A 25,858-nucleotide genomic window follows, 5' to 3' on the forward strand; every position below is an offset into this window, starting at 1 on the left:
TTGCTCACTTCACGACGGCGGCCGCGAGCCGGGACAGCGGCTCGGCGAGCGCGTTCACCGCGTCCGACAGCTGCTTGCGCTGCACCTGGCCGACCTTGTCGTAGGAGACGAAGTCGTAGGAGGAGGCGTCCGACGGGTCGGTGCGGTACGTGTCGAGCAGCGCGTTCAGCGCGGTGAACTGCTTGTCCAGGTCCTTGGTCAGGGACGGGTCCTTCCGCGAGGCCACCGGCTTGAGCAGCTCGTAGGCCTTCTGCGCGCCCTCCACGTTGCCCTTGAAGTCGACCAGGTCGGTGTGGGAGTAGCGGTCCTCCTCACCGGTGACCTTGCCGGTGGCGACCTCGTCGAGGAGTTCCTTGGCGCCGTTGGCCATGGAGGTCGGGGTGATCTCGGCGGTGCCGACCCGCTTCTGCCAGTCCTTCAGGTCGGTGACCAGCTGGGCGGCGAGGGTCTTCTCCTCGGGGCCGATCTTCTTGTCCTGCCACAGGGCCTTCTCCAGCCGGTGCCAGCCGGTCCACTTCTGGCCCTGCTCCAGGCCGTCGGCGCGGGTGTCGACCTTCGGGTCGATGTCGCCGAAGGACTCGGCGACCGGCTCGGTGCGCTCCCAGCCGAGCCGGGAGGGGGCGTAGGCCTTCTTCGCCGCGTCCAGGTCGCCGGCCTCGATCGCCTTCGCGAAGGCCTCCGCCCGCGGCAGCGTCTGGTCGGCCTGGTCCTGCGCGTACTGGCGGTACTGGGCGACGGCCTGGTCCAGCTTCGGGTCGCGCTCGGGCGTGGCGCCCGAGCCGGTCACGGTGAGCTTCTGCCGCACGCCGTGCCCCTTCATCCCCGGCCGACAGGCGATCTCGTACGAGCCGGCCTTGATCTCGGCGGTCAGCGTGTAGCGGGTGCCCGGGCCGATGTTCTCCTTCTCCGAGACGATCCGGTCGTCCGGGAAGAGGATCTCCACCTCGGTCGCCTTCGTGCCCTTGTTCTCGATGTTCAGCGTGACCTGGCCGGCCGGGACGGACGAAACGGAGGTCTTGCAGGTCGAGTCGGCCGCGGTCACCTGTATGGCGTCGCCGTCGCCGGCGTCGCTCTTGGCGGTGCAGGCCGTCAGGGAGGTCAGAGCGGCCGCAGTGACGACGGCAGCGACGGAGAATGGGCCGGCTCGCATACAGGCTCCTGGGATGAACCGAAATCTTCGTTTGGTAAGGCTGGCCTAACTTACCTCAGAGCCGGGCGTACCCCCGCGTAGGGTGATGCATCTCTCAGAGGGGAGCGGAACTTCCGTCGCTCGCGGAACGCCACTCGGCGGTACGGACAAGGGGCGCGTGCTGTTCACCGCTGCGCGTGCTGTTCGGCGCGCGCTCTCCGACGGGTGACGGTGCGTTGCAGGGAGCGGGCAGCGGGGAGCAGGGCGAGGGCGGACGTGACTCCGGGCGGCCCGGGGCGCCGGAGACGACAGACCGCCGCGGTACCGCTCGTGCACGAGCGGTACCGCGGCAGCGGGTGCGAGCCGTTCCGTAAGGCCGGCGGTACGGGCCGTTACGGCAGGGTCAGGATGTCGGCGCCGGTGTCGGTCACCACCAGGGTGTGCTCGAACTGGGCCGTGCGCTTGCGGTCCTTGGTGACCACGGTCCAGCCGTCGTCCCACACGTCGTACTCGATGGTGCCCAGGGTCAGCATCGGTTCGATGGTGAAGGTCATGCCGGGGCGCATGACCGTGGTGGCGTGCGGGCTGTCGTAGTGGGGGATGATCAGGCCCGAGTGGAACGACGCGTTGATGCCGTGGCCGGTGAAGTCGCGGACCACGCCGTAGCCGAAGCGCTTGGCGTAGGACTCGATGACCCGGCCGATGACATTGATCTGCCGGCCCGGCTTGACTGCCTTGATCGCGCGGCTCAGCGCCTCCCGGGTGCGCTCCACCAGCAGCCGGCTCTCCTCGTCCACGTCGCCGACGAGATAGGTGGCGTTGGTGTCGCCGTGCACGCCGCCGATGTACGCGGTCACGTCGAGGTTGACGATGTCGCCGTCGCGCAGCACCGTCGAGTCCGGGATGCCGTGGCAGATCACCTCGTTGATCGAGGTGCACAGCGACTTGGGGAAGCCGCGGTAGCCGAGCGTGGAGGGGTAGGCGCCGTGGTCGCACAGGTACTCGTGCGCCACCCGGTCCAGCTCGTCGGTGGTCACGCCCGGGGCGATGTGCCGGGCCGCCTCCTCCATCGCCTGCGCGGCGATCCGCCCGGCGATGCGCATCGCCTCGACGGTCTCCGGCGTCTGCACCTCCGGTCCCGTGTACGGCGTCGGCGCGGGCTTGCCGACGTACTCCGGGCGGCGGATGTGGCCGGGCACGGAGCGGGTGGGGGACAGCTTCCCGGGGACGAGCAGCGACTGGCCAGACATGACAGCGAGTCTAACCAGCGGGGATGGGGGACCATGTCGGTGGCGAGAGGAGCTGGTCATGCCCCTGTTCAAGAAGCGGACCGCGGGGAAGCCGGGCGAGTGGTACTACTGCCTGCAGCACCAGAAGGTCGAGGAGGGGCCGGAGTGCCCCGCCAAGGACCGCTTCGGGCCGTACACCTCCCCGCAGGAGGCGGCGCGGGCCATGGAGACCGCCCGGGAACGCAATCTGCAGTGGGAGAACGACCCGCGCTGGCACGACGCACCCGCCGGCGACGGCCGCGACGGCGAGGGCAGCTGAGCGGGGCGCCGCCGGTCAGCCGGCCGGGCGCGGTGCGGCGGCGCGCTGCTCGCGCGACCGCACCGCGTGCTCGTTCGTCCGCACGTCGTACGCGACCGGGCGCGGCAACCGAAGTGCCGGTGCCCGGCCCGCCGCACACGGCTACCAGCGCGGCGGTGGCGGTGCCGTCAGATACTCCGCCAGCCGGGACAGGCGGTCCCGCAGCCGTCCGGGGCCGCGGGGCGCCCACCGCGGGTTCTCGCCGGCTGCCGCGCTCACCAGGTGCTGCACCGTGTCCAGATCCAGCTCGGCGCCCTGAGGCACGGGCAGCGTCTCGTGCGCCAGCGTCGCCAGATCGCCCTGGCCGCAGCCCAGCGCCAGCACCGTCGCACCCGCCCGGCGGGCCTCGTGCACCCGCCCCAGCAGCGGTTCCGGTTCGTCGGGGGCGACGACGAGCAGCGTCTCGCCGCGCCGGGCCGCCTCCAGCCGGCCCAGGCCGACGGCGAGATGCGCCGGGTCCGAGGGGCGGGCGCCGTGCCGGACCAGGGTCGGGGCCAGCTCCGGGGTGCCCGACCAGGCGGCCTCGTCCGTGAGGTGGGCCGCCAGATGCCACGGTTCGTAGGCGGGCGTGCCCACCAGCAGCAGCCCGCCCCCGTGCGACACCACCGAGGAGCGCAGCACGCCCGCGAAGTGCCGGGTGGCCCCCAGCCACTCGGTCCCGGCGAGCACGTCCCGCAGCAGCGCGACCCGTACGGCGTCCATGGGCGCGCATCCTGCCCCGACCGGCCGCACCGGTCCGGGAGTTCGGACGCGATACACCCGCACCGGGGACATGGGGAAACGCCTTGGTGACGCGCCTCACTCGGACGGGTGAGTGTGTGCGGGCGGACGTAGAGTCGGCGCATGACCTCTAGTGACAGCGCACAGAAGGCTCCCGCCAAGGACCCGTGGGACCTGCCCGACGTGACCGGCCTGGTCGTCGGCGTGCTCGGCGGGACCGGCCCGCAGGGCAAGGGCCTGGCCTACCGGTTCGCCCGGGCCGGCCAGCCCGTGATCATCGGCTCCCGGGCCGCCGAACGCGCCCGCGCGGCGGCCGAGGAGGTCGGCCACGGCGTCGAGGGCGCCGACAACGCCGAGACCGCCCGCCGCAGCGACGTGGTGATCGTGGCCGTGCCCTGGGAGGGACACGCGGACATCCTCCGCTCCCTGCGCACCGAGCTGGCCGGCAAGCTCGTCGTGGACTGCGTCAACCCGCTCGGCTTCGACAAGAAGGGCGCCTACGCGCTCAAGCCGGAGGAGGGCAGCGCCGCCGAGCAGGCCGCCGCGCTGCTGCCCGAGTCGCGGGTGACCGCCGCCTTCCACCACCTGTCGGCGGTGCTGCTGCAGGACCCGGAGATCGAGCAGATCGACACCGACGTCATGGTCCTCGGAGAGCAGCGCGCCGACGTGGAGATCGTCCAGGCGCTCGCCGGACGCATCCCCGGCATGCGCGGCGTCTACGCCGGCCGGCTGCGCAACGCCCACCAGGTGGAGGCGCTGGTGGCCAACCTGATCTCGGTCAACCGCCGCTACAAGGCGCACGCGGGGCTCCGCGTCACCGACGTGTGAGGCGATGGGGGACACTGGGGGCGCGGATCCGGCGGATGCGTGCCGCGGCACCTCCGGCGCCCGCGCCGTCCCTGTCCGACCCTTCGAGCAGTCCCAGGAGCCGACTCCCATGCCCCGCCTGGCCCTCTACGCCCTGATCGTCTGCGTGCTGTCCGTGGCCGCGGCCGTCGTCTCGTTCGTCCAGGGCAACTGGCTGGGCATCGTGTGGATCCTGCTCGCGGCCGTGTCGTCCAACCTGGCCTGGTTCCAGGTGCGCCGCGGCCGTGCACAGCGGCGCGGCCCGGTCACCGGCTGACCGCGCAGAACTCGTTCGTCTCCTGCCAGAACCGGTACAGCTCCTGACCGCAGAAGCGGTCGACCAAGCCGGCCCCCAGGTGGTCCAGGACCGTGTCCACGGCGCCGAAGAACACGTCGTTGGCCGCCGGCACCTGCAGCACCACGAAGACGAACAGCAGACCGAACGGCGCGAACGGTGCCACCTGCCGCCTGATTCCGGCGGGCAGCCACGGCTCGACGACGCCGTAGCCGTCCAGGCCCGGCACCGGCAGCAGGTTCAGGATCGCCGCGGTGACCTGCAGCAGCGCCAGGAAGGCCAGCGCGAACCGGAAAGCGGCCGGCACACCGTCCAGCGCGTCCAGCCAGAACGGCGCCGAGACCACCGCGGCGAACAGCACGTTCGTCAGCGGGCCCGCGGCCGAGACCAGACTGCGCCGCAGCCGGCCGCGGATCCGGCCGTGCTCGACGAACACCGCGCCGCCCGGCAGGCCGATCCCGCCCAGCAGCAGGAAGACCACCGGCAGCACGACGCTCAGCAACACGTGCGTGTACTTCAGCGGGTTCAGCGTCAGATAGCCCTTCGCGGCGACCGTGACGTCGCCGCTGTGCAGGGCGGTGCGGGCGTGCGCGTACTCGTGCAGGCACAGCGAGACGATCCACGCCGCCGTCACGAACAGGAACACCGCGATGCCGGGCCGCGCGGCGAACCCGGTCCATACGGCCCAGCCCGCGACGGCGGCCACGGCCAGGATCCCGGCGAACACGGGACTGATCCGGCGGTCGCCGGAGCGGGTGGCGGCACAGGTCATGGCACGGCTCCCGGACGGTCGGCGGCAGGGAAGACGACCGTACCGGTGGCGGGCCGCCCGCGTCCTGCCCCGGGCCCGCATTCCCGGCCCGGCGGCCCCGGCGCGGGAGGCGGAAACCGCACGGCGGTGCCGCGGCGTCCCCGGACACAATGAACCCCGTGCGCTACCGCATCCTCGGCACCACACAGGCCCTGAACCCCGACGGCACGGCCGTCCCGGTCGGCGGGGCGCGGCTGCGTGCCCTGCTGACCGTGCTCGCCCTGCGGGCCGGCCGGACCGTTCCCGTGCCCGTCCTTGTGCGGGAGGTGTGGGACGGCGAGCCGCCCGCCGACGCCACCGGCGCGCTGCAGGCCCTGGTCGGCCGGCTGCGCCGCGCGCTGGGCGGCGAGGCGGTCGTCTCCGCCGAGGGCGGCTACCGGCTGGCCGCCGGCGCCGACGACGTCGACCTGCACCGCTTCGAGCGGCTGGCCCGCGAGGGGATGCGCGCGCTGGCCGGCGGCGACCCGGCCCGGGCGGCCGCCGTCCTCGACGAAGCCCTGGCGCTGTGGCGCGGTCCCGCGCTGGCCGACCTGCCCGACGGCGGCGCCGAGGCCGCCCGCTGGGAGACCCGCCGCCTGGAGGCGCGGCGCGCCCGGCTCAGCGCCGCCCTCGCGCTCGGCCACGCCGAGGAGGCACTGCCCGAGCTGGCTGCCCTGTGCGCAACGCATCCGCTGGACGAGGGCCTGCAAGCGCTGCGGCTGCGCGCCTTGCACGCGGCGGGCCGCACCGCACAGGCCCTGGCCGCCTACGAGGACGTCCGCCGGCTGCTCGCCGACCGGCTCGGCTCCGACCCGGGACCGGAACTCAAGGAGCTGCACGCCCAGTTGCTCTGCCCCGGGGAGCCTTCGCAGGAGCCGGGCCGCACGGCGCCCGCGACCCCGTCCCGGGCGGCCGGCACGCAAGACGACCGGTCCCGGCCCGGCGACGGCGCCCCGGCCGGGTCGCGGCCCTCCGGCAACCTCCGCGCCCGGCTGACCTCCTTCGTCGGCCGGGAGGCCGACATCGACGCCATCCGCGCCGACCTCGCCCGCTCCCGCCTGGTCACACTGACCGGGCCGGGCGGCTCCGGCAAGACCCGGCTGTCGCAGGAGGCCGCCGAGGCGCTGCACCCGGCGCCGCGCGACGGCGTGTGGCTGGCCGAACTCGCCCCCGTCGACGACCCGGCCGCCGTGCCGGAGGCAGTGCTCACCGCGCTCGGCGCCCGCGAGACAGTGCTGTACGGCGCGGGCGCGGAGGAGATGCGGGCCGCGGTCGCCGACCGGCACGACGACCCCGTCGCACGGCTCGTCGAGCACTGCGCCCGGCGCCGCATGCTGCTGCTCCTCGACAACTGCGAGCACGTGGTGGACGCCGCCGCCCGCCTCGTGGCGGAACTCCTCGCCCGCTGCCCGCACCTGACCGTCCTCGCCACCAGCCGGGAACCGCTCGGCGTGCCCGGCGAGGTGCTGCGGCCGGTGGACCCGCTGCCCGAACCGGTCGCGCTGCGGCTGCTCGCCGACCGCGGGGCGGCCGTCAGGCCCGGGTTCCGGCCCGACGCCGACCCCGCCACCGCCGAGGCCTGCGCCGAGATCTGCCGCCGCCTGGACGGCCTGCCCCTCGCCATCGAACTCGCCGCGGCCCGGCTGCGGCTGCTCACCCCGCGGCAGATCGCCGACCGGCTCGACGACCGTTTCCGCCTGCTCACCTCCGGCAGCCGCACCGTGCTGCCCCGCCAGCAGACCCTGCGGGCCGTGGTCGACTGGTCCTGGGAGCTGCTGGACGAACACGAGCGGCAGGTGCTGGCCCGGCTGTCGGTGTTCGCCGGCGGCTGCGACCTGGCCGCCGCCGAGGCCGTGTGCGGGCCGGCCGCGCTCGACGCCCTCGGCTCCCTGGTCGACAAGTCGCTGGTGATGGCCGCCCCGGGACCCGACGGCGCGATGCGCTACCGCCTGCTGGAGACGGTCGCCGAGTACGCGGCCGAGCGGCTCGCCGAGAGCGGCGCACGCGACGAGGCCCAGCGGGCCCACCTGACGTACTACCGCGAACTGGCCCGCACCACCGAGCCGTTGCTGCGCACCCACCGGCAGATCGAGGCCATCGCCCGCTTCGAGCGGGAGTACGAGAACCTGCGCACCGCCCTGCGGTACGCGGTCACCGAACGCGACGAGCAGGAGGCCCTGTGCCTGGTGCTCTCGCTCGTCTGTCACTGGCAGATGCGGGACATGCGGATCGAGGCCCGCACCTGGTGCACCGAGGTCGTGGCGCTCGGCCCCGACCCGTTCGCCGAGCCGGTGCGGCGCGCCGCCCCGGTGTGGGAGCCGTGCATCGCGGCGCCGCCGCCCATGACCGGCGAGGTGCTGCGGGAGGCCCGGCGCGGCGTCCACCTGGCCCGTCTGGCCTACGCGCAGTACGAACCGGAGACATGGCAGACCCCCGGGACCAGACGCCGGCTGGAGATCATCTCCGAGGTCTACGAGCCGGGGATGCCGCAGACCTGCCGCACCCCCGGCCTGGTGTGGTTCATCGCCGCGTTCATGCTGGGCGACACCGACCGGATGCACGCCATCCTGGACGCCTGCGTGCGCACCTGCCGCGGCACGCCCGGCTTCGAGTGGGAGCTGGCCAATGCCCTGCGCATGCGCGCGGACCTGTACGCCAACCGCGCGGACCGGGCCGCCGACGCGGTGCGCGACGCCGAGGAGGCGCTGGAGATCTACCGCCGCATCGGGGACGCCTGGGGACTGGCCGAGGCCCACTCCGCGCGGGCGGAGGCCCATGAGCGCAGGGGCGAGTACCTGGCGGCGGCCGCCGACTACGAGGCGGCCGTCGAGCACGCCCGGCGCCTCGGCTCCCACGGCCAGGTCGCGGTGCTGCGCACCCGGCTCGGCAGTGCCCTGCTGGAGGCGGGCGGCCACGAGGAGCGCGGTGAGCGCCTGCTGCGCGAGGTGATCGAGGGGCAGAGCCACGCCCTGGACGATGCGATGCCCGCCGCCCGGCTGTTCCTGGCCGGCTGGCTCAGCACCCGCGGCCGCCTGTCCGAGGCCCGCGAGCACCTGCGCAGGCTGCAGGAGGAGTACCCCCTGCCCCACTTCGTCGTCTTCGACAGTTTCGTCCTGGGCATGGCGGCCTGGCTGGACGCGCTCGACGGCCGCAACGAGGAGGCGCTGGACAAGGTCCGGCGGGTGCTGCGCGAGGCCCAGGAGCCCCTGGCCCTGACGGTCGCACCGCAGATGTGCTCCGTGTATCTCACCATCGGCGCCCTGGCCCTGGCCGGCCTCGGCGGCGAGGCCCGTGCCCGGGACGCCGCCCGCTGCCTCGCCGCCGCCGACGCGCGGCTGCCGCCCCGGCACATCCCCTCCACGGTGGAACGCCACTGCCGTGACCTGGCGGAGCAGCGGATCCGGGCCGCGCTCGGCGAGCGAGCGTACCGGGACGCGTACGCGCAGAGCGGCGGCCTGTCCGTGCAGGAGGCCGCCGCCCTGCTGTGAGCGGCGGGACACGGCGCCGTCAGGTCCGTGTGCGGAACGCGCGGATCGCCACGGGCGCCATCACCGCCGTGAGCGCCACCGACCAGCCGAGCGTCACCCACAGTCCGTGCGCGACCGGCCCGCCGACCATCAGGCCCCGGGCGGCGTCGGCGAGCGTGGACAGCGGGTTGTAGTCGGTGAAGGCCTGCAGCCAGCCCGGCATCGACGCCGTCGGCGCGAAGATCGACGAGCCGAACTGCAGCGGGAACAGCACCAGGAAGCCCATCGCCTGCACCGACTGCGCGTTCTTCAGCGTCACGCCCAGCGTGAGGAACACCCACATGATCGACGAGGCGAACACGGCGGACAGCCCCACGGCCGCGACGAGCCCGGGCCAGTTCGTGATGCGGAAGCCGACCAGGACGGCGACGACCATCAGCAGGGTCGTGGCGAACAGCATCCGGGCCAGCTCCACCGCGATCTTCGCGAACAGCACCGAGCCGCGGCCGATGGGCAGCGACCGGAAGCGGTCCATGACCCCGCTGTTGAAGTCCTGGCTGAAGCCGGTGCCGACGCCTTGGGACAGCGTCATGCTCATCATCGCGATCATGCCGGGGATGACGTACTGCACGTACCCGTCCTGACCGCCGCCCAGCGCCTTGCCGATCGAGCCGCCGAAGACGTACACGAACAGCAGGGTGAAGGCGACCGGCATCAGCAGCGCGTCGAACATCGACTCCGGGTCCTGGCGGATCCACAGCAGATTCCGGCGGATCAGCGCCCCGGTGTGCCGCAGATGCCCGCGCAGCGGGATCCGGGCGTCGACGGGGGCGTGTGCGGTGACGGTGCTCATGCGGCGGCCTCCTCGCGGGCCTCGGCGGCCGGGGCGTCCTGCGTCCGGCCGGCGCGCTGACCGGTCAGGGACAGGAACACCTCGTCCAGGCTGGGCAGTTCGGTGGTGACGGAGCTGACCGTGATGCCCCGCGCGGTGACCGCGCCGATGGCGGCGGTCAGCTGCTCGTCGCTGAGGACCGGCACCCGCAGCACACCGTCCTCGGCGTCCACGACCGGGGAGGCCAGGCCGGTGATGCCCAGGCCGTCGAGCATCGCGGCCAGCGGGGCCAGGTCACGGGGGTCGGCCGGCTTCACCCGCAGGGTGCGCCCGCCGACCTTCGCCTTCAGCTCCTCGATGCCGCCGCGGGCGATGACCTGGCCGCGGTCGACCACGGTCAGCTCGGAGGCCAGCTGCTCGGCCTCCTCCATGTACTGCGTGGTCAGCAGCACGGTCACACCCTCGCCGACCATCGATCTGACCTCGTCCCACACCTCGTTGCGGGTGCGCGGGTCCAGGCCGGTGGTGGGCTCGTCCAGGTACAGCACGGCCGGGCGGCCGATCATGGAGGCGGCCAGGTCGAGGCGGCGCCGCATGCCGCCGGAGTACGTGTGCGCCGGGCGCCGGGCCGCCTCGGCGAGCGAGAACCGCTCCAGCAGCTCGTCGGCGCGGGCCCGGGCCTCGCGGCGGGACAGGTCCAGCAGCCGGCCGATCAGGTACAGGTTCTCCCGGCCGGAGAGCTTCTCGTCCACGGAGGCGTACTGTCCGGTCAGCCCGATCACCCGGCGCAGCTGCCGGGGCTGGCGCACCACGTCGTAGCCGGCGACGGTCGCCCGCCCGGCGTCGGGGGCGAGCAGGGTGGACAGGATGCGGACCAGGGTGGTCTTGCCGGCGCCGTTCGGCCCGAGCACGCCCATCACGGTGCCCTCGGCCACGTCCAGGTCGACGCCGTTCAGCGCCTTGGTCTCGCCGTAGTGCTTGACCAGCCCCCGTACGGTCACGGCGCGGCGTGCGCCGGCGGGGTCGTCGTCGTATCGCGTCATGCCGGTGACGGTGTCACCCGTCACCGACGAACCACCGACATCCCGCCGACAGCCGGCGGCGGGCACCGACAGCCCGCCGGCACACCCCCTGCGGGACGCCGGCGGCACCCCGCGTCAGCGGCGCAGCGCCGTGAAGCCCTCCGGGACGTGGCCGGTCACCACGCGGCTCGCCCCGGCGGTGACCGCGCGGCGGTCCACCGCGTACGCCACGGCCGCGACGGCCAGACCGAGGACGGCCAGGGCGGCACCGGCCAGGGCCGGGGAGGTCACGGCGAACCCGGCGGCCAGGGTGAGACCGCCGACCCAGGCGCCGCCGGCGTTGGCCAGGTTGAAGGCGGCCTGGTTCGCCGAGGACGCCAGCGACGGAGCCGCGGCGGCCTTCTCCATGACCATCAGCTGCAACGGCGAGCCGGTGAGGAAGGCCGCCATGCCGAGCAGCGCCACCGCCGCGGCCGCGCTCACCTCGGTCCGCATCAGCAGCGGGAACAGCACGAGCACCACCGCCAGGAACGCCAGCCCGCCGAACAGGGTGCCGCGCAGCGAACGGTCGGCCAGGCGGCCGCCGAGCAGATTGCCGGCCGTCGCCCCCACGCCGAACAGCGCCAGCAGCAGCGTCACGCTGGACTCGGCGTACCCGGCGGCGTCGGTCAGCATCGGCGTGATGTAGCTGTAGGCAGCGAACAGCGCGCCGAAGCCTGCCACCGTCGTCAGCAGCGCCAGCCACACCGGCAGCGAGCGCAGTGCGGCCAGCTCGCCGCGCAGCCCGGCCTCCGGGTGCTGCGGGCCGCGGGCGCCGGCCGGGGCCGGGGTGCGGGGGACGAGCAGCGCGAGCGCGGCGACCGCGGCCACGCCGATCACGGCAACCGCGAGGAAGGTCGCCCGCCAGCCCAGGTGCTGGCCCATCAGGGTGGCGACCGGCACGCCCGCGATGTTCGCCACGGTCAGGCCGAGGAACATCAGCGACACCGAGCGCGCCTTGCGCTCCGGCGCCACCATGCCGGCCGCGACCACCGCGCCCACTCCGAAGAACGCGCCGTGCGGCAGCCCGCTGACGAAGCGCGCCGCCAGCAGCGAGTCGTAGCCGGGGGCCAGGGCGGACAGGGCGTTGCCCGCCACGAACAGGGCCATCAGGCCCATCAGGACGCGCCGGCGGGGCATGCGCGCCGTCAGCGCGGCCAGCAGCGGGGCGCCGATGACGACGCCGAGTGCGTACGCCGAGACCAGATGCCCGGCGGTGGGGATCGAGACGTGCAGATCGTCCGCGACACCGGGCAGCAGGCCCATCATCACGAACTCGGTCGTGCCGATGCCGAAGGCGCCGACGGCCAGCGCCAGCAGGGCGAGGGGCATGAAGGACCTTTCGAGACAGTTCCGTGCAGCCAGCGGCTGGCTATGTTCAGGTGCGGAACAAAGCCTCGCGGGTCCGGTATTCCAGCAGGTTACGAGCCGGTTGCCGGTGTGGTGACGTTCACACGCGCGGCCACCGGAAGGTGATCGCTGTCCGTGCGGGGCAGCGTCCAGGAACTCACCGGCTCCACCCCCCGGACCATGATCTGGTCGATCCGGGCCATCGGGAACGCCGCCGGCCAGCTGAAGCCGAACCCGTCACCCGCGGCGCCCTGCGTGGAGCGCATCTGGGCGGTGACGGCGTTGAGCGAGCGGTCGTTCATGGTGCCGTTCAGATCGCCGAGGAGGATCACCCGCGGCAGCCGCTCGTCGGCGATCGCCTCGCCCAGCGCGTCCGCGCTCTGGTCGCGCTGCGCGGCGGTGAACCCGGCGTCCGCCCGCACCCGCACCGAGGGCATGTGGGCGACGTACACCGCGACCGGCCCCTCGGGTGTGTCCACCGTGGCCCGCATGGCCCGCGTCCAGCCCAGCCGGATGTCGACCGGCCGCACCCCGCTGAGCGGATACTTGCTCCACAGCCCCACCGTGCCCTGCACCGAGTGGTAGGTGTACGTCGACCGCAGCGCCTTCTCGTACGCCGGGACCGCGGACGGCTTCAGCTCCTCCAGGGCGAGCACGTCGGCGCCGGAGGCGGCCACCTCGCGGGCGGTGCCCGCGGGATCGGGGTTGTCCGCGTTGACGTTGTGCGTGGCCACCGTCAGATCGCCGCCGGCGGCCGTGCGGTCCAGCAGCAGCCCGCCGAACAGGTGCACCCAGGCGGCCACCGGCAGCACCACGGCGATCAGCGCGGTCGCCGACTTGCGCACCAGCGCCAGGACGAGCAGCACGGGGATCAGCAGCCCGAACCACGGCAGGAACGTCTCCACCAGCGAGCCGAGGTTGCCGATCCGGTTGGGGATGTGCGCGTGCAGCCCCAGCACCAGGGACAGCACCACCGCCAGGGCGGCCAGCACGATGCCGCGGCGCCAGATCCGCCGGTCGCCGCGCCAGCCGCGGGCGATGCGGTGCAGCAGGCGCCGGAGCCGCGACTGCCGGCGCCCGGGGCCCGGTCCGTCGTCCGCCGTCTCCGTCACATACGCCTGTTGCGCCATACCGTCGCCTCACTGCCTGCCGTGCACACCGATCGCCCCACGGGGGACGTGGGTTACGACCCTAGGGGATGACCGGCTTCGTTCCGCCGCCGCATGGCGGCTGTCCGGGCACGAGGACGATCAAGCAGACGTACGGGGTTCCGGAGAGGACCCGTGCTTCATGGTCTGTGACGAAACGCGAACATTCCGCCGGACGACGCCCGCTTCAGGACGAGGGACTGACGGGTCGGGACGACGGTCCGACGGGCCGCGGTCCTTCCAGCACGGCGTCCACGATCTGCTCTCGACAGCCCCTCGGGCAGCTCGGCGTCCGGGCGCATGACGCTGCACCAGCAGGGGGCCGCCCGCCCCCGGGACGGTACGGGCCACGGGGACGCCCTCGGCGACCCGTGCCGGTCAGCGTGCCTGCGGTCCCGCACAGCTGCGGACCGCGGGCGGCTTTCCGGCGGGGGTCCCCTGGCCCCGCACGGCACGAAGTGCCACCATGGAGGCGAGTCCGGGGACGCCGTCAGGGCGCCTCGAGATGACTGAAGGAGCCGTTGCCATGACGCAGCTTCCGGCTGCCCAGAACAGGCCCTCCGACGGCAGCAAGGCGCTGTACGGGGGGAAGGGCACTCGCCGCATCACCGTCCGCGACATCGCCCTCGCCAAGGAACGCGGCGAGAAGTGGCCGATGCTCACCGCCTACGACGCGATGACCGCCTCCGTCTTCGACGAGGCCGGCATCCCGGTCCTGCTCGTCGGTGACTCCGCGGGCAACTGCCACCTGGGCTACGACACCACCGTGCCCGTCACCCTCGACCAGATGGCCCTGCTGTCGGCCGCGGTCGTGCGCGGCACCCGGCGCGCCCTGATCGTGGCCGACCTGCCCTTCGGCTCCTACCAGGAGGGCCCGGCGCAGGCGCTGCGCTCGGCCACCCGCCTGGTGAAGGAGGCGGGCGTGGGCGCCGTGAAGCTGGAGGGCGGCGAGCGCTCGCACGAGCAGATCCGGCTGCTGGTGGAGTCCGGCATCCCGGTCATGGCCCACATCGGCCTGACCCCCCAGTCCGTGCACGCCATGGGCTACCGCGTCCAGGGGCGCGGCGAGGAGGCCGCCCAGCAGCTGCTGCGCGACGCGAAGTCCGTGCAGGACGCGGGCGCCTTCGCGGTGGTGCTGGAGCTGGTGCCGGCCGAGCTGGCGGCGGAGGTGACGCGGGTGCTGCACATCCCCACCGTCGGCATCGGCGCCGGGCCCCGCACGGACGCGCAGGTCCTGGTGTGGACGGACATGCTGGGGCTGACCGCCGGGCGGGTGCCGAAGTTCGTCAAGAAGTACGCCGACCTGCGCCAGGTCATGGGCGACGCGGCCCGTGCCTACGCCGAGGACGTCGTCGGCGGAACGTTCCCGCTGGAGGAGCACTCGGTCCACTAGGGCGCGTCGGGTCCGTACCGGGCCGGAGCCCGCGAGCCCGGGCCGGCACGGACGACGGACCCCGCGGGACCGCGCCCCGCGCTCGAAAGACCACTGCGGAAACACCACAAAGACCACTGCGGAAACACCACGGAGCCCCGGCCGATCGTCCCCCGTCGGCCGGGGCTCCCTCCGTGCACGGCGTGCCGCGGTCGCCGCCCTACCCGTGCTCGCGCCAGCCGTTGGTCACCGGCATGCGGCGGTCCTTGCCGAAGCCCTTGGCCGAGATCTTCGTCCCCGGCGGGTACTGGCGGCGCTTGTACTCCGCGTTGTCGACCATGCGCAGCGTCCGGGCGACCAGCTCGCGGTCGAAACCGGCGGCCACGATCTCGTCCGCGCCCTTGTCGTGGTCGACGTAGAGGTCGAGGATCGCGTCGAGCACCGGGTAGTCCGGCAGCGAGTCGGTGTCGACCTGGCCCGGGCGCAGCTCCGCGCTCGGCGGCTTGGTGATCGAGTTCTCCGGGATCGGCGGGGTCTCGCCGCGCTCGGCGGCCACCCGGTTGCGCCACTCGGCCAGGCGGAACACCGACGTCTTGTACAGGTCCTTGATCGGGCCGTAGGCGCCCACCGAGTCGCCGTACAGCGTCGAGTAGCCCACCGCCAGCTCCGACTTGTTGCCGGGGGCGAGGACGATGTGGCCCTCCTGGTTGGAGACGGCCATCAGCAGCGTGCCGCGCAGCCGCGACTGCAGGTTCTCCTCCGCCAGGCCGGTCAGGCCGAGCGAGCCCATGTACGCGTCGAACATCGGCTCGATCGGGACGGTGCGGAAGTGCAGCCCGGTGCGCCGCGCCAGCTCGGCCGCGTCGTCCTTGGAGTGCTGCGAGGAGTATTTCGACGGCATCGAGATGCCGTAGACGTTCTCCGCGCCCACCGCGTCGCAGGCGATCGCCGCGACCAGGGAGGAGTCGATGCCGCCGGACAGTCCGATCAGCACCGACCGGAAGCCGTTCTTCCGCACGTACGCCCGCAGGCCCACGACCAGCGCGGAATAGACCTCCTCGTCGTCGTCCAGCCGCTCGGCGTAGCCGCCGGTGTGCTCCGGCTCGTAGGCCGGCACCGGGTCCTCGGACAGCACCACGCGCTCCACGCGCAGCCCGTCGTCCACCACGCCGGTGGGGGCGTCGGCCGCCGCGGCCGGCAGGTCCAGGTCGAGGACGGCACAGGTCTCGGAGAACTGCGGGGCCCGGGCGATCACCTCCCCGTCCGCGGAGACCACGATCGAGTCCCCGTCGAACACCAGCTCGTCCTGGCCGCCGACCATGGCGAGGTAGGCGGTGGTGCAGCCGGCCTCCTGGGCCCGCTTGCGGACCAGCTCCAGCCGGGTGTCGTCCTTCTCCCGCTCGTAGGGGGAGGCGTTGACCGACAGCAGCAGGCCCGCGCGGACGGTGCGCGCGGCCGGGACACGGCCGCCGTCCTGCCACAGGTCCTCGCAGATGGCCAGGGCCACGTCCACGCCGTGCACCCGCAGCACGGGCATGGTGTCGCCGGGCACGAAGTAACGGAACTCGTCGAAGACGCCGTAGTTCGGCAGGTGGTGCTTGGCGAAGGTCAGCACCACCTGTCCGCGGTGCAGCACCGCCGCCGCGTTCTGCGGCGCGCCGGCCGGCATGCCGTACTTCGGCTGGGCGGTCTCGCTGCGGTCCAGGTAGCCGACGATCACCGGCAGCTCGCCCAGGCCCTCCGCGGCGAGGCGGGCCGCCAGGTCGCGCAGCGCGGCACGGGAGGCCTCCACGAAGGACGACCTCAGGGCCAGGTCCTCGACGGGATACCCGGTCAGCGCCATCTCCGGGAACGCCGCGAGGTGCGCTCCCCGCTCGGCGGACTTCCGGGTCCAGCGGACGATCGTGTCGGCGTTTCCGGCGAGGTCGCCGACGCGCGAGTCGATCTGGTTCAGGGCGAGGCGTAGTTGAGGCACGCAGCCAGTGTAATCGTCAGAGCGACGCGATCTAGGGCCCGGCGGTGTGGGCCGTCCCACGCCCGCCGGCGCCCCGCACACCGCGTGGGCGCGAGGCGCGGGGCGCATGCGAGGGCGCCCGTCCCGCGGGGAGAAGGGACGGGCGCCGGGCCGCCCGGGGCGGCCGGTCAGGGGGTCAGTGCCGCCGGTAGGACTGCACGTAGCCCTTCGCGGGCGAGCCGACGCCGGTGACGTCGTCGTAGCCCTTGACGGCCTTGAGCGAGCTGTCCTTGCCGAGGCTGCGGACGGAGACGCTCAGCCCGTCGGTGTCGTCGAAGCCGTTGACGTAGTCGACGCGGGCGACCGCCAGGTTCCTGCCGGTCGGCTTGTCCACCACGTCGTGGTAGACCTTCGAGCCGTACCGGGCGTAGATCGCCGGGTTGGCGAAGCCGATCGCCTCGCCGCCGCGGGCCTCCTGGGCGAGCGCCTGGATGCCGGCGATGACCGGCGCGGCCAGCGAGGTGCCGCCGATGCGGTACTCGCTGTACTGCTGCGAGCCGTCCGGGAAGGTCTGCGTCTGGCCGACGAGGAATCCGGTGTTCGGGTCGGCGATCGCCGCGATGTCCGGCACGACCCGGTTGCCGGAGGCGTTGTTGGCCTTGGCCAGCCGGTCGGGGACGACGCCCTTCTGGTAGTACGGCTCCGGCACGGTCCTGCTGGTGCCGCCGCCCGCACCCGAGGTGTAGGCGCCGGGGAAGCCCTCCCAGCTCTTGCCGTCGGCCGCCAGGTCCGCCTTCTCGGTGCCCCAGCCGGTCTCCCAGAGGTACGTGTCGCCCTTGCCGACGGCCAGCGAGGTGCCGCCCACCGCGGTCACCCACGCCGAGTTGGCCGGGGTGTCGACCTGCTTGGTCCCGGTGTTGGCGACCTCGTCGCCGTTGTCGCCGGAGGAGAAGTAGAAGCCGATGCCCTCGACCGCGCCGAACTGGAACACCTGGTCGTAGGCGGCGGCCAGGTCCGGCGTCTGGTTGGCCTCGATGTCGCCCCAGGAGTTGGAGACGATGTCGGCCAGGTGGTTGTCGACGATCTTGCTGAGCGAGTCGAGCAGGTCGTCGTCGTAGCAGGAGGCGGCGCCCACGTAGGTGATGTCCGCGTCCGGGGCGACCGCGTGCACGGCCTCCACGTCCAGCGTCTCCTCGCCGTACCAGCCGGCGGCCCCGCACTCCTCGGTCCGGGTGTAGGTGTCCGGCAGCACCTGGTGCAGCCGGCCCGTCTTCCAGGCCGCGTCGCCGTTCTTCTTCGCGTAGGTGGCCGCGTCGAAGGCGATGGTCGGCGAGGCGTAGGCGTCGGTGATGGCGATCCGCACGCCCTTGCCGGTGTACGTGCCGGCCCCGTAGGCCGCGCGCAGCTGCTTGCCGGTGTAGCCCTTGACCGCGTACGGGATCTTCTGGCCGTACGCCTTGGGCAGGGTGGTCGCGATGTCCGAGCCGTAGTAGGCGGAGAACGGCCCGGCGTTCTTGAACACCGCGTCCGGCGGCGGCAGCTGGTCCTTGTGGCTCGCCTTGTGCGGCGCGTTGTCCAGGCCGGTGACGGTCAGCACGGCGTCCTTGACGCTCTCGGGCACCGAGACCGCCTGGGCGGGCGCGCGGTAGACCTTCGAGCCCTTGGCGAAGTTGTGCAGCTGGGTGCCGAACGCCTTCTCGGCGGCGGCCACGTCACCGGAGACCGCCACGTAGTGCGGGGTGACGGAGGTGATCTTCAGGCCCGCCGCCGTCAGCCACGACTTCACGGCGGCCACCTGAGCCTTGGTCGCTCCGAAGCGCTGCTGCGCCTGACGGGGAGTCAGGTATTTGCCGTACTGAGGCGAGGACGGGTCGGCGACCGCCCGGGCGTACGCGGCCAGCCCCTCGGGGTCCTGGCCGGCCAGGTACACCCGGGCGTCGACCCGGGCGCTGTCGGAGGCGGAGCCCTTGTCCGCAGTGGCCGTCGCCCACACGGGCTTGGTGCCCGCCAGTGCGTTGCGGCCCGGGTGGTCGGCGGCGTGCGCCGCGGGAATGCCGAGCACCAGCGCTCCGGCGACCATCGGCAGCGTCGCCGCCAGGCTCACACCGGCGCGCACGGTGGCGCGGTTGGATCTCATGTAACCCCCTGCGATGCGGATCGCATGTGACGCAATGAGTGGTTGTCCTCGCGTAATCCGCGGAGCGGCCGCGGCGGTTCGGCCCAGCGAATGGATCACACGATCGAATGCCACTCTTCCTGATGAACCGCACATGTCAGGGGAATGAGCAGGCCAAGAGAAGACCAAAGAACTGTCAGGAGCGTTTCTTTGGCAGGGAATTGAGCGATTCGTCCCTGTGGCGCTCCCGCCGCGTCGCTGCCAAAGGGCGTTGTTCCGCCTGCTGCGGGCGGGTGTTGCGGCCGGTGCGCTCCCGACGCGGCGGTCGGTCTTCGCCCGGCCGTTGCGTGCCGGCGGGCGGAGGGGGACGGAAGGCGGGTCCGGGAGCGGGGGGCCGGCCAGCAGGACTGAGGTCCGGTCCCAAGGCTGAGATCCGGCCCCAGGGCCGGGGGCCGGTCCCGGGGGCGGGCCGGGAGCCGGTGGCCGCGATATTTTGAATCGCCGATGCCTGTTATCTAGGCTGACGGCATGCGGCTGATGCGCTCCACCGACATGGCGCTGCGCGTCCTGATGCGGCTCGCCGTCGCCGGCGAGTCGAGCCCCACGACCCGCGAGGTCGCGGCGGACATGGGCGTGCCGTACACGCATGCCGCCAAGGTCGTCGCCGAACTCCAGCGCCGCGGTCTCGTCGACACCCGCCGCGGCCGCGGCGGCGGGCTGAGCCTGACCGAGAAGGGCCGCGGCGCGTCGGTCGGCAAGCTCGTACGGGCCCTGGAAGGCGAGGGCGACGTCGCCGACTGCGAGGGCGCCGCCCCCTGCCCGCTGAACGCCGACTGCCGGCTGCGCGGCGCCCTGCGGCGCGCCCAGGAGGCCTTCTACGCCAGCCTCGACCCGCTCACGGTCGCCGACATGGTGGCACCCCCGACCGGCCCGCTGCTGCTCGGCCTGCCCGGCGCCCGACGGCCGTCCTGAGCGCTCCCGCCTCCGTCACCCGGCCCGTCGCACCGGAGCCGGCCGGGGCGGAATCTCCGCCCCGGCCGGCTCCGGGTGCACGGTCGCCTCAAGCCGCCTGCCGGGCCAGCCACAGGTCGGGGCCGAAGACCTCGTAGTGGATGTCGGCCGCGGCCACGCCCTTGGCCAGCAGCTGCTCGCGGACCGCGCGCATGAAGGGCAGCGGGCCGCACAGGTAGGCGCGCGTGCCCGGCGCCACCGTCACGTCCGTCAGGTCCGCGAGGCCGGGCCGTCCGGCGCCCTCGGCGTCCTGCTCGTAGAAGAAGACCGTCTCGGCCCGGGGCAGCTTGGCCGCGTAGGCCAGGTGCTCGTCGCGCAGCGCGTGCGCGGCGGGAGAGCGGTCGGCGTGCACCACGGTGACCGGCGCGTCGTGACCGTCGGCGGCGAGCTGCTCCAGCATGGCGATCATCGGGGTGACGCCGATGCCGGCGGAGGCCAGCAGCAGCGGCGCGCCGGTGTCCTCCAGAACGAGGTCGCCGTACGGGGCGGACAGCTGGAGCACGTCGCCCACGTGCACATGGGCGTGCAGATGGTTGGAGACCTCTCCGTCGGGGGTGGTCGCGTCGCCGGTCACCCGCTTGACGGCGAACTGCCGCACCGGCGAGCCGGGGGCCGCGGTCAGGCTGTACTGGCGGATCTGCCGGGCACCGTCCGGAAGGGTGACGCCGACGGAGACGTACTGGCCGGCGCGGTAGCCGGGCACCGGGCCGTCGTCGACCGGGCGCAGCCGGAAGGTGACGACGTCGGCGGTCTCCTCGATCCGCTCCACGACCTTCCACTCGCGCCAGCCGGTCTGCCGGCTCTGCTCGTACAGCCGCTTCTCGATGGCGATGAGCGCGTTGGCCATCAGCCAGTACGCCTCGGTCCAGGCGGCGGCGACCTCCTCGGTGACCGCGTCGCCGAGGACCTCGGCGATGGCGGCGAACAGGTGCTCGTGGACGACCGGGTACTGCTCAGGCAGGACACCGAGCGAGGCGTGCTTGTGGGCGATGCGCTGCAGCATCAGGTCGGGGCGCTGGTCGGGGTGGTCCACCAGGTGGGTGGCGAAGGCGGCGATGGAGCCGGCGAGGGCCTGCTTCTGGACGCCCGAGGCCTGGTTGCCGCGGTTGAACAGGTCGCGCAGCAGCTCGGGGTGGGTGTCGAACAGCCTGGCGTAGAACCGCTCGGTGATCTCTTCGATGGCCGCGCCGACCGCGGGCAGGGTGGCGCGGACGACGGCCGCTGACTGTTCGGACAGCATCGTTGACTCCTCCGGGCTCGAACACTCGTGTCAGCGAAACCGTAGTTAAATTGGAATTAAAGATGCAAATTAAACGGGAGTGGCATCGCTCACGCCGTCCGCGCGGCCCCGTGCCCCGGTTGCGCCCGCTCGGCGGCCCGGATGACGTACGGCCGTTACACAGGCGGTGCGCAGGAGGCAAGATGGGCGGCAGGGCAGCGGCACCGCACGCCGGTACCGGTCCACGGGACCACCGCCGTTCCGGTCAGGGACGGCGAAGGGACCATGGTGCGCAACGCGCGCGAAACCGGCGTGTGGTGTGATGCTCGGGTGTGTGCCCGGCCGCCTCCCGCATCTCGCGGGTCCGGGCGGCCTGACCAGCAAGGATGGGGAAGCGGAAATGGACAAGCAGCAGGAGTTCGTGCTCCGGACGCTGGAGGAGCGCGACATCCGGTTCGTACGTCTGTGGTTCACGGACGTCCTGGGCTTCCTGAAGTCGGTCGCCGTGGCCCCCGCCGAGCTGGAACAGGCCTTCGACGAGGGCATCGGCTTCGACGGCAGCGCCATCGAGGGCTTCGCGCGGGTCTACGAGTCCGACATGATCGCCAAGCCCGACCCGTCCACGTTCCAGATCCTGCCGTGGCGCGCCGAGGCCCCCGGTACCGCCCGCATGTTCTGCGACATCCTCATGCCGGACGGCTCCCCCTCCTTCGCCGACCCCCGCTACGTCCTCAAGCGGGCCCTGGCCCGCACCTCCGACCTGGGCTTCACCTTCTACACCCACCCGGAGATCGAGTTCTTCCTGCTGAAGGACCGCCCGCTGGACGGCACCCGCCCGACCCCCGCCGACAACTCCGGCTACTTCGACCACACCCCCCAGGCCATCGGCATGGACTTCCGCCGCCAGGCGATCACCATGCTGGAGTCGATGGGCATCTCGGTGGAGTTCTCCCACCACGAGGGCGCCCCCGGCCAGCAGGAGATCGATCTGCGCTACGCCGACGCGCTGTCCACGGCGGACAACATCATGACCTTCCGCCTGGTGATGAAGCAGGTGGCGCTGGAGCAGGGCCTGCACGCGACGTTCATGCCCAAGCCGTTCTCGGAGTACCCCGGCTCCGGGATGCACTCGCACCTGTCCCTGTTCGAGGGCGACCGCAACGCCTTCTACGAGTCCGGGGCCGAGTACCAGCTCTCCAAGGTCGGCCGCTCCTTCATCGCGGGCCTGCTCCGGCACGCCGGCGAGATCAGCGCGGTCACCAACCAGTGGGTGAACTCCTACAAGCGCATCTGGGGCGGCACCGAGCGCACCGCGGGCGCCGGCGGCGAGGCCCCCTCCTACATCTGCTGGGGCCACAACAACCGCTCGGCCCTGGTCCGCGTCCCGATGTACAAGCCCGGCAAGACCGGCTCGGCTCGCGTCGAGGTCCGCTCGCTGGACTCCGGCGCCAACCCCTACCTGGCCTACGCCGTCCTGCTGGCCGCCGGCCTGAAGGGCATCGAGGAGGGCTACGAGCTGCCGCCGGGCGCCGAGGACGACGTGTGGGCCCTGTCCGACGCCGAGCGCCGCGCCCTGGGCATCGAACCCCTGCCGCAGAACCTCGGCGAGGCCCTGACCCTGATGGAGAGCAGCGACCTGGTCGCCGAGACCCTCGGCGAGCACGTCTTCGACTTCTTCCTGCGCAACAAGCGGCAGGAGTGGGAGGAGTACCGCAGCGAGGTCACCGCGTTCGAGCTGCGCAAGCATCTGCCGGTGATGTAGCGGGGCGGGCGGGGCCGCGACCCAGTCGTGCAGGGCCCCGGCGGGCGGCGCGGTGCTCCAGCGGTGCCACGCGCTGCCGTCGGCGCCGCCCGAGCGGAGCGCGTGGCCGCTGCCGCGTCGGCGCAATGAAGAGCCGTTAGGCTCTGGCCAGGACGACCTTGATCCGACGGGAGGCCGGGGATGACGGCGCCGGGGCGCAGGAGCAGTACCTTCACGCGGCTGCTGCGGCACGGATTCACCGACCCCTCCGCCGCGGAGCGGCTGCTGGAGACCCCCGAGCTGAGCGCGGTGCGCAGCGACCCGGTCCTGCTGGAGGCACTGGGTGCCACCGCCGATCCCGACCTCGCACTGCACGGGCTGGTGCGGCTGCTGGAGGCGCAGCCCACGCCGACCGCGCGCCGGGAGCTGTTCGACACGCTGATAGCGTCCAAGCCGCTGCGGGACCGGCTGCTCGGGGTGCTCGGCGCGTCCGCCGCGCTCGGCGACCACCTCGCCCGGCACGCCGGCGACTGGCACGCCCTGGTCACCTACGAGCCCCGCGACCTGCACCGGGACGTGGCGGACTTCGAACGCGGGCTCGCCGACGCCGACGACCCCGTGTCGCTGCGGGTCGCCTACCGCCGCTGCCTGCTGTCCATCGCCGCCCGTGACGTGTGCGGCACCATCGGCGTCGTCGAGACCGCCGCCGAGCTGGCCGACCTGGCCACCGCCACCCTGCGGGCCGCGCTGCGCATCGCGAGCGCCGCCGCGCCCGAGGACGCCGAGCTGTGCCGGCTCGCGGTGATCGCCATGGGCAAGTGCGGCGGCCACGAGCTGAACTACGTCTCCGACGTCGACGTCATCTTCGTCGCCGAGCCCGCTCTGGCGGCCGACGGCGAGCCGGGCGACGAGACCAAGGCGCTGCGGGCCGCCACCCGGCTCGCCTCGCACCTGATGCGGATCTGCTCCGAGACCACCGTCGAGGGGTCCATCTGGCCGGTCGACGCCAACCTGCGGCCCGAGGGCCGCAACGGGCCGCTGGTGCGGACGCTGAGCAGTCACCTGGCGTACTACCAGCGGTGGGCGAAGACCTGGGAGTTCCAGGCGCTGCTCAAGGCCCGCCCGGTCGCCGGCGACGCCGACCTGGGCCGGCGGTACGTCGAGGCGCTCGCCCCGCTGGTGTGGCAGGCCGCCGAACGGGAGAACTTCGTCGCGGACGTGCAGCGGATGCGCCGCCGCGTGGTGGAGAACATCCCCGCCGACGAGGTCGAGCGGGAACTGAAGCTCGGGCCGGGCGGCCTGCGGGACGTGGAGTTCGCCGTGCAGCTGCTGCAGCTCGTGCACGGCCGGGCCGACACCTCGCTGCGCAGCGGAACCACCCTGGACGCGCTCAAGGCCCTCGCCGCCGGCGGCTACGTCGGCCGCGCGGACGCCGACCAGCTCGCCGAGTCCTACCGCTTCCTGCGGTTCGTCGAGCACCGCATCCAGCTCTACCGGCTGCGCCGCACCCATCTGCTGCCCGCGGACGAGGCCGGCCTGCGCCGGCTGGGCCGTTCGCTGGGCCTGCGCGCCGACCCGGTCACCGAACTCACCCGCGCCTGGCGACGGCACACCGGCGTCGTCCGCCGGCTGCACGAGAAGCTGTTCTACCGGCCGCTGCTGGACGCCGTCGCCCAGCTCGCCCCGGGCGAGGCCCGGCTGAGCCCCGAGGCGGCGCGGGAACGCCTGGTCGCGCTCGGGTACGCCGACCCCGCGGCGGCGCTGCGGCACCTGGAGGCGCTGGCCTCCGGGGTGACCCGCAGGGCCGCGATCCAGCGGACGCTGCTGCCGGTGCTGCTGGGCTGGTTCGCCGACTCCGCCGACCCGGACGCCGGGCTGCTGAACTTCCGCAAGGTCTCCGACGCGCTCGGCAAGACCCCGTGGTACCTGCGGCTGCTGCGCGACGAGGGCGCCGCCGCGGAGAACCTCGCCCGGGTGCTGTCCGCCGGGCGGCTCGCCCCCGACCTGCTGATGCGGGCCCCGGAGGCGGTCGCGCTGCTCGGCGACGGCACCGGGGACGGGGCCGGCCTGGCGCCGCGCGGACGGGCCCAGCTGGAGCAGGAGGTGCTGGCCGCCGTCGGCCGCGCGGAGAGCGCCGAGCAAGGGGTGACGGCCGCGCGTGGGGTGCGGCGCCGGGAGCTGTTCCGCACCGCCGCCGCCGACATCATCGGCTCCTACGGCACCGAGACCCGGCCCGCCGAGGCCGACCAGGGCGCCCTCGTCGACCGGGTCGGCGCCGCGGTGTCCGACCTGACCGCGGCGACCCTGGCCGGAACCCTGCGGGCGGTGGTGCGCGAGGTGTGGGGGGACACCCTGCCCACCCGGTTCGCGATCATCGGCATGGGGCGGTTCGGCGGGCACGAACTCGGCTACGGCTCCGACGCGGACGTGCTGTTCGTGCACGAGCCGCGCGAGGGCGTGGACGAACAGGAGGCGGGCCAGGTGGCCAACCGGGTGGTCGCCGAGATGCGGCGGCTGCTGCAGGCCCCGAGCGCGGACCCGCCCCTGCTGATCGACGCCGATCTGCGGCCCGAGGGCAAGTCCGGTCCGCTGGTGCGCACCCTGACGTCGTACGCGGCGTACTACCGGCGGTGGTCGCTGGTGTGGGAGGCGCAGGCGCTGCTGCGGGCCGAACCGGTGGCCGGCGACGAGGACCTCGGGCGGCGGTTCGTCGAGCTGATCGACCCGCTGCGGTACCCGCGGGGCGGGCTCGGCAACGACGCGGTGCGCGAGATCCGGCGGCTCAAGGCACGCATGGAGGCGGAGCGGCTGCCGCGGGGCGCCGACCCCAAGCTGCACACCAAGCTCGGTCCGGGCGGCCTGTCCGACGTGGAGTGGACCGTGCAGCTGCTGCAGCTGCGGCACGCGGCCGAGGTGCCCGGACTGCGCACCACGCGGACCCGGACGGCGCTGGCGGCGGCCGCCGCGGCCGGGCTGGTGGCCGAGGACGAGGCCGCGATCCTGGACGAGGCCTGGGTGCTGGCCACGCGGGTGCGCAACGCGGTGATGCTGGTGCGGGGGCGTGCCTCGGACACGTTCCCCACCGAGCCGCGGGACCTGGCCGCGGTGGGACGGTACCTCGGCTACGGTCCCGGCCACGTGGGCGACATGCTGGACGCCTACCGCCGGACCGCGCGCCGGGCCCGCAGCGTGGTGGAGGACCTGTTCTACGGCTCCTGAG

At 73.4% G+C, this 25,858-nt stretch carries 19 protein-coding genes; 8 read left to right on the forward strand and 11 right to left on the reverse strand.

Annotated elements, in window-relative coordinates; translation table 11 throughout:
* Nucleotides 1-4: 4 nt before the first annotated feature.
* Both efeO and map read right to left on the reverse strand, forming a co-directional pair.
* Complete coding sequence (gene efeO, locus IE286_RS16060) at nt 5-1,150, reverse strand: iron uptake system protein EfeO (protein WP_189797411.1); 1,146 nt, start codon at nt 1,148-1,150, stop codon at nt 5-7.
* A gap of 371 nt (nt 1,151-1,521) precedes the next feature.
* A complete protein-coding gene (gene map / locus IE286_RS16065) occupies nt 1,522-2,379 on the reverse strand; it encodes a type I methionyl aminopeptidase (protein ID WP_189797412.1) in 858 nt (285 codons plus the stop codon).
* Nucleotides 2,380-2,437: 58 nt separating this feature from the next.
* On the opposite strand from map, the gene IE286_RS16070 reads away from it, so the two are divergent.
* On the forward strand, nt 2,438-2,677 hold the full coding sequence (locus IE286_RS16070) for a hypothetical protein (RefSeq protein ID WP_189797413.1): 240 nt from the start codon (nt 2,438-2,440) through the stop codon (nt 2,675-2,677).
* A 141-nt stretch (nt 2,678-2,818) separates the two neighbouring features.
* Here the strand turns inward: IE286_RS16070 and IE286_RS16075 are convergent, their stop codons facing one another.
* Entirely contained in the window at nt 2,819-3,418 is a 600-nt protein-coding gene (locus IE286_RS16075; protein ID WP_189797414.1) for a hypothetical protein, read from the reverse strand.
* 141 nt (nt 3,419-3,559) lie between these two features.
* On the opposite strand from IE286_RS16075, the gene npdG reads away from it, so the two are divergent.
* Both npdG and IE286_RS16085 read left to right on the forward strand, forming a co-directional pair.
* On the forward strand, nt 3,560-4,264 hold the full coding sequence (gene npdG, locus IE286_RS16080; protein ID WP_189797415.1) for an NADPH-dependent F420 reductase: 705 nt from the start codon (nt 3,560-3,562) through the stop codon (nt 4,262-4,264).
* A 109-nt stretch (nt 4,265-4,373) separates the two neighbouring features.
* Nucleotides 4,374-4,559 (forward strand): hypothetical protein, encoded by a 186-nt coding sequence (locus tag IE286_RS16085; protein WP_189797416.1) that lies wholly within the window; start codon nt 4,374-4,376, stop codon nt 4,557-4,559.
* Here IE286_RS16085 and IE286_RS16090 read toward each other — a convergent pair.
* Nucleotides 4,549-5,349 (reverse strand): site-2 protease family protein, encoded by an 801-nt coding sequence (locus tag IE286_RS16090; protein WP_189797417.1) that lies wholly within the window; start codon nt 5,347-5,349, stop codon nt 4,549-4,551. The two genes, IE286_RS16085 and IE286_RS16090, sit on opposite strands and share 11 nt — an antisense overlap.
* A gap of 149 nt (nt 5,350-5,498) precedes the next feature.
* Here IE286_RS16090 and IE286_RS16095 point away from each other — a divergent pair, with 149 nt between their 5' ends.
* Nucleotides 5,499-8,855: an AfsR/SARP family transcriptional regulator gene (locus tag IE286_RS16095; protein ID WP_189797418.1), complete on the forward strand. Its 3,357-nt coding sequence runs from the start codon at nt 5,499-5,501 to the stop codon at nt 8,853-8,855.
* Between the two features lie 19 nt (nt 8,856-8,874).
* Here IE286_RS16095 and IE286_RS16100 read toward each other — a convergent pair whose 3' ends face one another.
* The 4 genes from IE286_RS16100 to IE286_RS16115 all read right to left on the reverse strand — a co-directional run bounded on the left by IE286_RS16100 (nt 8,875) and on the right by IE286_RS16115 (nt 13,207).
* A complete protein-coding gene (locus IE286_RS16100) occupies nt 8,875-9,687 on the reverse strand; it encodes an ABC transporter permease (RefSeq protein WP_189797419.1) in 813 nt (270 codons plus the stop codon).
* Nucleotides 9,684-10,709 carry an ATP-binding cassette domain-containing protein gene (locus tag IE286_RS16105; protein WP_189797420.1) on the reverse strand — a complete coding sequence of 342 codons (1,026 nt, stop codon included), beginning with the start codon at nt 10,707-10,709 and terminating at the stop codon, nt 9,684-9,686. The genes IE286_RS16100 and IE286_RS16105 overlap by 4 nt, the downstream gene beginning before the upstream one ends.
* Before the next feature lie 114 nt (nt 10,710-10,823).
* Entirely contained in the window at nt 10,824-12,059 is a 1,236-nt protein-coding gene (locus tag IE286_RS16110; RefSeq protein ID WP_189797421.1) for an MFS transporter, read from the reverse strand.
* Nucleotides 12,060-12,148: 89 nt separating this feature from the next.
* Entirely contained in the window at nt 12,149-13,207 is a 1,059-nt protein-coding gene (locus tag IE286_RS16115; RefSeq protein WP_189797422.1) for an endonuclease/exonuclease/phosphatase family protein, read from the reverse strand.
* Nucleotides 13,208-13,751: 544 nt separating this feature from the next.
* On the opposite strand from IE286_RS16115, the gene panB reads away from it, so the two are divergent.
* The gene (panB, locus tag IE286_RS16120) at nt 13,752-14,618 is read left to right on the forward strand and encodes a 3-methyl-2-oxobutanoate hydroxymethyltransferase (RefSeq protein ID WP_189797423.1); all 867 of its coding nucleotides are present in this window, start codon (nt 13,752-13,754) and stop codon (nt 14,616-14,618) included.
* A gap of 199 nt (nt 14,619-14,817) precedes the next feature.
* On the opposite strand, the gene IE286_RS16125 is transcribed toward panB, so the two are convergent.
* Both IE286_RS16125 and IE286_RS16130 read right to left on the reverse strand, forming a co-directional pair.
* Entirely contained in the window at nt 14,818-16,572 is a 1,755-nt protein-coding gene (locus IE286_RS16125) for an NAD+ synthase (RefSeq protein WP_189797424.1), read from the reverse strand.
* A gap of 175 nt (nt 16,573-16,747) precedes the next feature.
* Complete coding sequence (locus IE286_RS16130; RefSeq protein WP_189797425.1) at nt 16,748-18,688, reverse strand: S53 family peptidase; 1,941 nt, start codon at nt 18,686-18,688, stop codon at nt 16,748-16,750.
* 507 nt (nt 18,689-19,195) lie between these two features.
* Between IE286_RS16130 and IE286_RS16135 the strand changes: the two genes are divergently transcribed.
* On the forward strand, nt 19,196-19,639 hold the full coding sequence (locus IE286_RS16135; RefSeq protein WP_189797426.1) for an RrF2 family transcriptional regulator: 444 nt from the start codon (nt 19,196-19,198) through the stop codon (nt 19,637-19,639).
* A gap of 88 nt (nt 19,640-19,727) precedes the next feature.
* On the opposite strand, the gene IE286_RS16140 is transcribed toward IE286_RS16135, so the two are convergent.
* Nucleotides 19,728-20,918 carry a globin domain-containing protein gene (locus IE286_RS16140; protein WP_189797427.1) on the reverse strand — a complete coding sequence of 397 codons (1,191 nt, stop codon included), beginning with the start codon at nt 20,916-20,918 and terminating at the stop codon, nt 19,728-19,730.
* A 379-nt stretch (nt 20,919-21,297) separates the two neighbouring features.
* Between IE286_RS16140 and glnA2 the strand changes: the two genes are divergently transcribed.
* Both glnA2 and IE286_RS16150 read left to right on the forward strand, forming a co-directional pair.
* A complete protein-coding gene (gene glnA2 / locus IE286_RS16145) occupies nt 21,298-22,659 on the forward strand; it encodes a gamma-glutamylpolyamine synthetase GlnA2 (protein ID WP_189797428.1) in 1,362 nt (453 codons plus the stop codon).
* Between the two features lie 180 nt (nt 22,660-22,839).
* Nucleotides 22,840-25,857, forward strand: a complete 3,018-nt coding sequence (locus tag IE286_RS16150; RefSeq protein WP_189797429.1) for a bifunctional [glutamine synthetase] adenylyltransferase/[glutamine synthetase]-adenylyl-L-tyrosine phosphorylase — start codon at nt 22,840-22,842, stop codon at nt 25,855-25,857.
* Nucleotide 25,858 lies beyond the last annotated feature (1 nt).

The sequence above is a fragment of the Streptomyces thermodiastaticus genome (genome assembly GCF_014656135.1).
Classification (GTDB): Bacteria; Actinomycetota; Actinomycetes; order Streptomycetales; family Streptomycetaceae; genus Streptomyces; species Streptomyces thermodiastaticus.

Coding starts and splice junctions, on each gene's coding strand:
- efeO (WP_189797411.1), bottom strand. CDS start 1,150: ATGCGAGCCGGCCCATTCTCCGTCGCTGCCGTCGTCACTGCGGCCGCT.
- map (WP_189797412.1), bottom strand. CDS start 2,379: ATGTCTGGCCAGTCGCTGCTCGTCCCCGGGAAGCTGTCCCCCACCCGC.
- IE286_RS16070 (WP_189797413.1), top strand. CDS start 2,438: ATGCCCCTGTTCAAGAAGCGGACCGCGGGGAAGCCGGGCGAGTGGTAC.
- IE286_RS16075 (WP_189797414.1), bottom strand. CDS start 3,418: ATGGACGCCGTACGGGTCGCGCTGCTGCGGGACGTGCTCGCCGGGACC.
- npdG (WP_189797415.1), top strand. CDS start 3,560: ATGACCTCTAGTGACAGCGCACAGAAGGCTCCCGCCAAGGACCCGTGG.
- IE286_RS16085 (WP_189797416.1), top strand. CDS start 4,374: ATGCCCCGCCTGGCCCTCTACGCCCTGATCGTCTGCGTGCTGTCCGTG.
- IE286_RS16090 (WP_189797417.1), bottom strand. CDS start 5,349: ATGACCTGTGCCGCCACCCGCTCCGGCGACCGCCGGATCAGTCCCGTG.
- IE286_RS16095 (WP_189797418.1), top strand. CDS start 5,499: ATGAACCCCGTGCGCTACCGCATCCTCGGCACCACACAGGCCCTGAAC.
- IE286_RS16100 (WP_189797419.1), bottom strand. CDS start 9,687: ATGAGCACCGTCACCGCACACGCCCCCGTCGACGCCCGGATCCCGCTG.
- IE286_RS16105 (WP_189797420.1), bottom strand. CDS start 10,709: ATGACGCGATACGACGACGACCCCGCCGGCGCACGCCGCGCCGTGACC.
- IE286_RS16110 (WP_189797421.1), bottom strand. CDS start 12,059: ATGCCCCTCGCCCTGCTGGCGCTGGCCGTCGGCGCCTTCGGCATCGGC.
- IE286_RS16115 (WP_189797422.1), bottom strand. CDS start 13,207: ATGGCGCAACAGGCGTATGTGACGGAGACGGCGGACGACGGACCGGGC.
- panB (WP_189797423.1), top strand. CDS start 13,752: ATGACGCAGCTTCCGGCTGCCCAGAACAGGCCCTCCGACGGCAGCAAG.
- IE286_RS16130 (WP_189797425.1), bottom strand. CDS start 18,688: ATGAGATCCAACCGCGCCACCGTGCGCGCCGGTGTGAGCCTGGCGGCG.
- IE286_RS16135 (WP_189797426.1), top strand. CDS start 19,196: ATGCGGCTGATGCGCTCCACCGACATGGCGCTGCGCGTCCTGATGCGG.
- IE286_RS16140 (WP_189797427.1), bottom strand. CDS start 20,918: ATGCTGTCCGAACAGTCAGCGGCCGTCGTCCGCGCCACCCTGCCCGCG.
- glnA2 (WP_189797428.1), top strand. CDS start 21,298: ATGGACAAGCAGCAGGAGTTCGTGCTCCGGACGCTGGAGGAGCGCGAC.
- IE286_RS16150 (WP_189797429.1), top strand. CDS start 22,840: ATGACGGCGCCGGGGCGCAGGAGCAGTACCTTCACGCGGCTGCTGCGG.